The sequence below is a fragment of the Oscillibacter sp. KLE 1728 genome (assembly GCF_934833455.1).
GTDB lineage: Bacteria > Bacillota > Clostridia > Oscillospirales > Oscillospiraceae > Oscillibacter > Oscillibacter welbionis.
This window is the reverse complement of record NZ_CAKVVF010000116.1, coordinates 1-5,204: the sequence shown is the minus strand read 5'-3', so window position 1 is coordinate 5,204 and position 5,204 is coordinate 1. Positions and strand designations below refer to the sequence as shown.

General features: G+C 60.1%; 4 protein-coding genes and 1 pseudogene. 4 read left to right on the top strand and 1 reads right to left on the bottom strand.

The window, feature by feature from the left end:
• The 3 genes from QVE23_RS10350 to QVE23_RS10340 all read left to right on the top strand — a co-directional run.
• A partial coding sequence (locus tag QVE23_RS10350) for a spondin (protein ID WP_287968163.1) occupies window positions 1-717 on the top strand: 717 nt, incomplete at its 5' end.
• 182 nt (window positions 718-899) lie between these two features.
• Window positions 900-1,778 (top strand): DUF4261 domain-containing protein, encoded by an 879-nt coding sequence (locus QVE23_RS10345; protein ID WP_287968161.1) that lies wholly within the window; start codon window positions 900-902, stop codon window positions 1,776-1,778.
• A 253-nt stretch (window positions 1,779-2,031) separates the two neighbouring features.
• Window positions 2,032-2,760 (top strand): DUF5714 domain-containing protein, encoded by a 729-nt coding sequence (locus QVE23_RS10340; RefSeq protein ID WP_036629430.1) that lies wholly within the window; start codon window positions 2,032-2,034, stop codon window positions 2,758-2,760.
• A gap of 115 nt (window positions 2,761-2,875) precedes the next feature.
• Here QVE23_RS10340 and QVE23_RS10335 read toward each other — a convergent pair.
• Window positions 2,876-3,034 (bottom strand): annotated as a pseudogene (locus QVE23_RS10335) (DUF2200 family protein); the annotation flags it as partial.
• Window positions 3,035-3,887: 853 nt separating this feature from the next.
• Here QVE23_RS10335 and QVE23_RS10330 point away from each other — a divergent pair.
• The coding region (locus QVE23_RS10330; protein WP_287968160.1) for a thioredoxin domain-containing protein at window positions 3,888-5,204 on the top strand (1,317 nt) is incomplete at its 3' end.

The following is a 5,204-nucleotide window of genomic DNA, read 5'->3' as shown; positions in this document are numbered from 1 at the left end:
CGCTACAACTACATAGACTACGAAATCGGCCATGGAAATGTGGAGGTGGGATTCAGCTGCTTCATTAAGCAGGGGGATGACTTTCTCTACTCTTTCAAAATAGAACCGATAACAGGCGGTTCGTTCTTCCGGATGCTGACAGAGGACCTGCGGTTGGATACCGGGTTGCTGGACACTTTTCTGCCCTTAATCAAAGCCCGCTACCTTGACTTTATCGACCGCTTTGAGGAGGACCCGGCAGAGGCGTTACAGCCGGTCTGCGCCCCCTTTACCCAGCCGGAGGATTACAGTTGGCGTATTCATGTGGAGGAGCAGGCGGTGGAAAGATACGGAACACCAGAGCAGCTGGCGGAGTACCGCCGTCAGGCGGAATTGCGTGGAACGCCGGAAAGCAAGGTGCGCCGGTGGATGGGGATGCAAATCTTCTATTTCTCCCATGCTGGCGATGTGGACCATGCTTGGGCCGCCAGCCGCTCCGTGGAGGAATTGGACGTGGTCGTGGGAAACCATGTCCAGGCCAAGAAGCAGTATGACACTTGGACGGAGGAGGACGAAGCGGGCTATCAGATCTACCTTCAGGAGCAGGACATGGAAAAGCGGACTTATCGGGCTTGGTATCTAATCGCCAATCCCCGAAAGCTGCCCAAGGAAATCGTTAATCAGGAACTGGCGTTTCGGTTCAAGCTGTTCCCTGACAAAATGGATAAAAAGAAATGAATGGTATTATTATTCTGGTTTGTGGTCTGCTGCTTCTCTTGGCCATAAAACTGCTGATAGAGCGCAACTTCATCGGATTGGTTCTATTTAGTGTGGCTCTTTTTTTGATTTTTGGAGTAACCCCGCATACAAAGTAGCGATCGCCCGTTGTTACATGGTCTGCTGCTATAAGGAGGACAAAAATGAGCAATCAAGTGTTCCGGCAAAACCTGGATGACAAAAAAGGGCCCCAGCCCGGCGGCCCCTATCTCATTCAAATGCTGTTCAAAGAGCCGGTAGACATGCCGGACAAGGATGAGATGACCGCTGTGATGAAAAAGCACATCGGCGCGGTAGAGTGTTTCTGCCGTGATAAAAAGATGGCAGGCTTTGCTGCCCTGGATCATATCGCGGAATTTCAGGACGGCAAATGCCCGGTGCAGCTGATGGTGATGGGATGTGACAAATTCAAGGGCAAGGGCTTCGATGCATTCCTTATGAGCCAGATGTGGGACTGCCGGGAGGACCGAGAGCGAATCTTTCGGGAGTGCCGGTATCAGGTCGTGGCCACTGATATGCTGGCGGCGGCGCTTCCGGCCCTGGAGAGGGCCAACCTGGACGCCGACTTCGTGGAGGCCCTGGCAGAGCTGTACCCCACCTGTGAGGCGTTCTATTTCCAGAACTGCGGCAAGCTCTTGCTGGCGGAATATGTGCGTTCCCACCAGATCGAGGGCTCGGACCGCTTCATCCGATTTGGTGTCAATGTCCGCTTCTTCAACATTGAGGGCACCGAGGATATGCTCATCGACACAGTGGGCATGAACACCCTGTTCCTGCCGGACCTCCAGTACCACTTCCATAGCATGGATCCCAACTGGGTAGTGAACCACGCCTATAATGCGGCGTCGTACATACTGGAGCATGATAACCCCATTGGGGATGGGGAAACGATTGACGGCATAGAGAATGGCCGGATGAGCCGGGAGATTCAGTGGAAGTGCCAGTACGAGGATGCCCTGATCCAGCCGCCCAGGGGAGTGGTGGACATCCATATGGGCAACTATGCTTCCGGAAAACGCTGAACGGATAGAATGACTGCATGTACAGCCGGAGAAAATGTTTGCTCCCCTTAAGCGGATTTTACATTCAGCGGGTTATCTTGGCTATTGTATGATAGAAAATAACAGGAGAGAGTACACAGCTGATGTGTGGATGAACGCATCGGGGGGAGCCGATTTATGAGAAAGAACATTTCCCCACAGCATATTGTGGGGGACGTCGGGACTGCGCAGCCGCGTGACTTCCTGCGCTGCGGACAAGGGAGGAGTGATCGATTTGCATCCAGAAGAATGCCTGATCTGCAAGGCGCCGCTGGAATATCTGGTCCGGGACGAGGACATGGAGTGCGCCATCTGCCATAAAAAGGAATCCAGCAAGACCCGGTGCGTCAACGGCCATTATGTTTGCAATGACTGCCATACCCAGGGCATGGACACCATCTTCGGCCTGTGCCTGGCGGAGACTTCCGCCGACCCCGCCGCTATCCTCCGCCGGATGATGGACCTGTCCTTCTGCCATATGCACGGGCCAGAGCACCATGTGATGGTGGGAGCGGCGCTGCTCACCGCCTATAAAAATGCCGGGGGCAAGTTGGACCTGGAGAGCGCTCTCCGGGAGATGTACAGCCGGGGCAAAGCTGTCCCCGGCGGGGCCTGCGGCTTCTGGGGCGCCTGCGGGGCGGGGATCAGCGCGGGGCAGTTCCTGGCCATCGCCACGGCATCCACGCCCCTGGCCCGGGAGCCCTGGGGATTGAGCAATCAGATGACCGCCCGGGCCCTGGACAGCATCGGCAAGGTGGGTGGCCCCCGGTGCTGCAAACGGGATTCCTGGCTGGCCGTCCAGGCCGCCGTGGACTTTGTCCGGGAGCACCTGGGGGTGGAGATGCAGCACAGCGTGCCCGTCTGCTCTTACAGTGCCCGAAACAGCCAGTGCATCGGAAAACGCTGCCCCTTCTCGGCGGCAAAGCAAAGGGCTCTCGAGGCGAAAACAGCCCCGAGTTTCTGAAAGGCCAGAAGCTCCGGGACATACTTGTTTTTCCGGAGAATCTGCTCCATAGGGGTCCCTTGGGCAGCTCGTCCACCAGCTTGCCCAGATACCGGATATCCCGTATCAGCAGGTCCCATACCCGGACACCGCAGACCTTGTCGGTGATGAGGGCACGGTCAGGATTCATGGCGGGGGCACGTTGAAAAAAGTGAGCGCAGGTGACGCTGGACCGCTCCAGCCGGGCGAGGTCCGCCAGCGTGTACCCGGTGAGACAGGCAGTTACCTGGTCCACCTCCGCCGGTGCGGCCCTTTTTCACTTATGATGGATACAAGATCAGCCTGGGCAAGGAGGGCAGGAAATGAACCTGAAGGGGGCCCTCGTTTCCGGAACAGGCTGCAGGTCCTGACGGAAGAGCGGCCGCCCGGGGCGCCGCTGCTTGAGGCGAGGGGTGATAATCCCTCCTGAAATGCACAGACTATTTCTGCTCTTTGGATGTGAAGGGGCGGGTGGATTGGAGACCTTAGCAGATTATCTGGCGCAGGCGAAAGCGCCGCAGCGCCGCGTCCGTATGGCGGAGGTGCTGGAGTGGGCGGAACGGACGTTTTCCGGCCTGGAGCCCAGGGTTGCATGGAACCAGCCCATGTTCACAGATCACGGGACGTTCATCGTCGGGATCAGCGTCTCCGCCGGGCATCTGGCCGTTTCTCCGGGGCGGGCTTGGAGGGATTTTCCCGGGAAATCGCCCGGGGCGGCTATGCCGGGGCAAAATGCTGTTCCGCATCCCGTGGGAGAGGGACGTGGATTACACGCTGCTGCGCCGGATGATCGCCTTCAACCGCACCGAAAAGGCCCACTGCAAGACTTTTTGGCGGGGGAAGGCATGACGACCTGGATACCTTGGCGGGCCAGGGCGCTACTTGCCGGAATCTACCTGCCCGGTCCGACACCAGGGGCGCGCTTTGCCCGGCCGCTCCCGCCGGATCTGGCCCGCTGAGGCGGAAGTCCGCGGAACAAACTGCGGCCCCCGGCCCGTGCCGGATGGGGAAAACGCCTTGTATAAGCAGGGGGCAAGCGCGGCACTGGACGGAAAACCTGCGGAACCATGCGGGCGGCAGTGCGCCGCCCGGTCAAAGGAGGACGACCCATGCCCAACCGGCTGCAATTTGAACAATCCCCGTATCTGCTCCAGCACCGGGAAAATCCCGTGGACTGGCGGCCCTGGGGGAGCGAGGCATTCCAGACCGCACGGGAGGAGGACAAGCCGGTGTTCCTCAGCATCGGCTACTCCACCTGCCACTGGTGCCACGTCATGGCCCATGAGTCCTTTGAGGACGAGACGGTGGCGGAGGCGATCAACCGGGATTTTATCCCGATCAAAGTCGACCGGGAGGAGCGCCCGGATGTGGACGCGGTCTATATGGCCGCCTGCGTGGCTATGACAGGCTCCGGCGGATGGCCGCTGACGGTGCTGCTCACGCCGGAGCAGAAGCCCTTCTGGGCGGGGACGTACCTCCCCAGACAGGCGCTGCTGTCCCTGCTGCAGCAGGCGGCGCGCCTGTGGCGGGAAGATAGGGGCAGTCTGCTGACCGCCGGAGAGGCGCTGACCGACCGGCTCAGGGAAGCGGAGGGCGCAGGCACCGGCTTTCCAGACCGGGCACTGGCAGGCATGGCGGCGGGCCTTTACGCCCGGAGTTTTGACACCCGCTGGGGCGGCTTCGGGCACGCGCCAAAATTCCCCACGCCTCATAATCTGATCTTCCTGCTCCGGTACGCCCGGCGCACAGGGGAGTCCCAGGCCGGGGCCATGGCGGAGCAGACGCTGGAGAGCATGTACCGAGGCGGCCTGTTCGACCATGTGGGCGGCGGCTTTGCCCGGTACTCTACCGATGAAATGTGGCTGGTGCCCCACTTTGAAAAGATGCTCTATGACAACGCCCTGCTGGCACTGGCCTATACGGAGGCCTATCAGCAGACCCGGCGCCCGCTCTATGGGGAGATCGTCCGCCGCACGCTGGATTACGTCCTGCGGGAGCTGCGTGATTTTCAGGGCGGATTCTACTGCGGACAGGACGCGGACAGCGAGGGCGAGGAGGGGAAATACTATGTATTCACCGCAGGCGAGCTGAGAGACCTGCTGGGACCGGAGGACGCAGAGGCGTTCTGCGGCTGGTACGGCGTCACCGAGACGGGGAACTTTGCGGGGAAAAATATCCTCAACCTAATCGGCCGGGAACAGGTCCAGCGGGAGCCGGTGCGCATCAGGCCCCTGCGGGAGAGGGTGTATGCCTACCGCTTGGAACGGACCTGCCTCCACAGGGACGACAAGGTGCTTGCCGCATGGAATGGACTGATGATTGCGGCCCTGGCCCGGGCGGGACTGGCCCTGGATGAGCCCCGCTATCGGGACGCCGCCGTGGGAGCCGCGGCATTATCGAAGCGGAGCCTCACAGAGGACACCGGT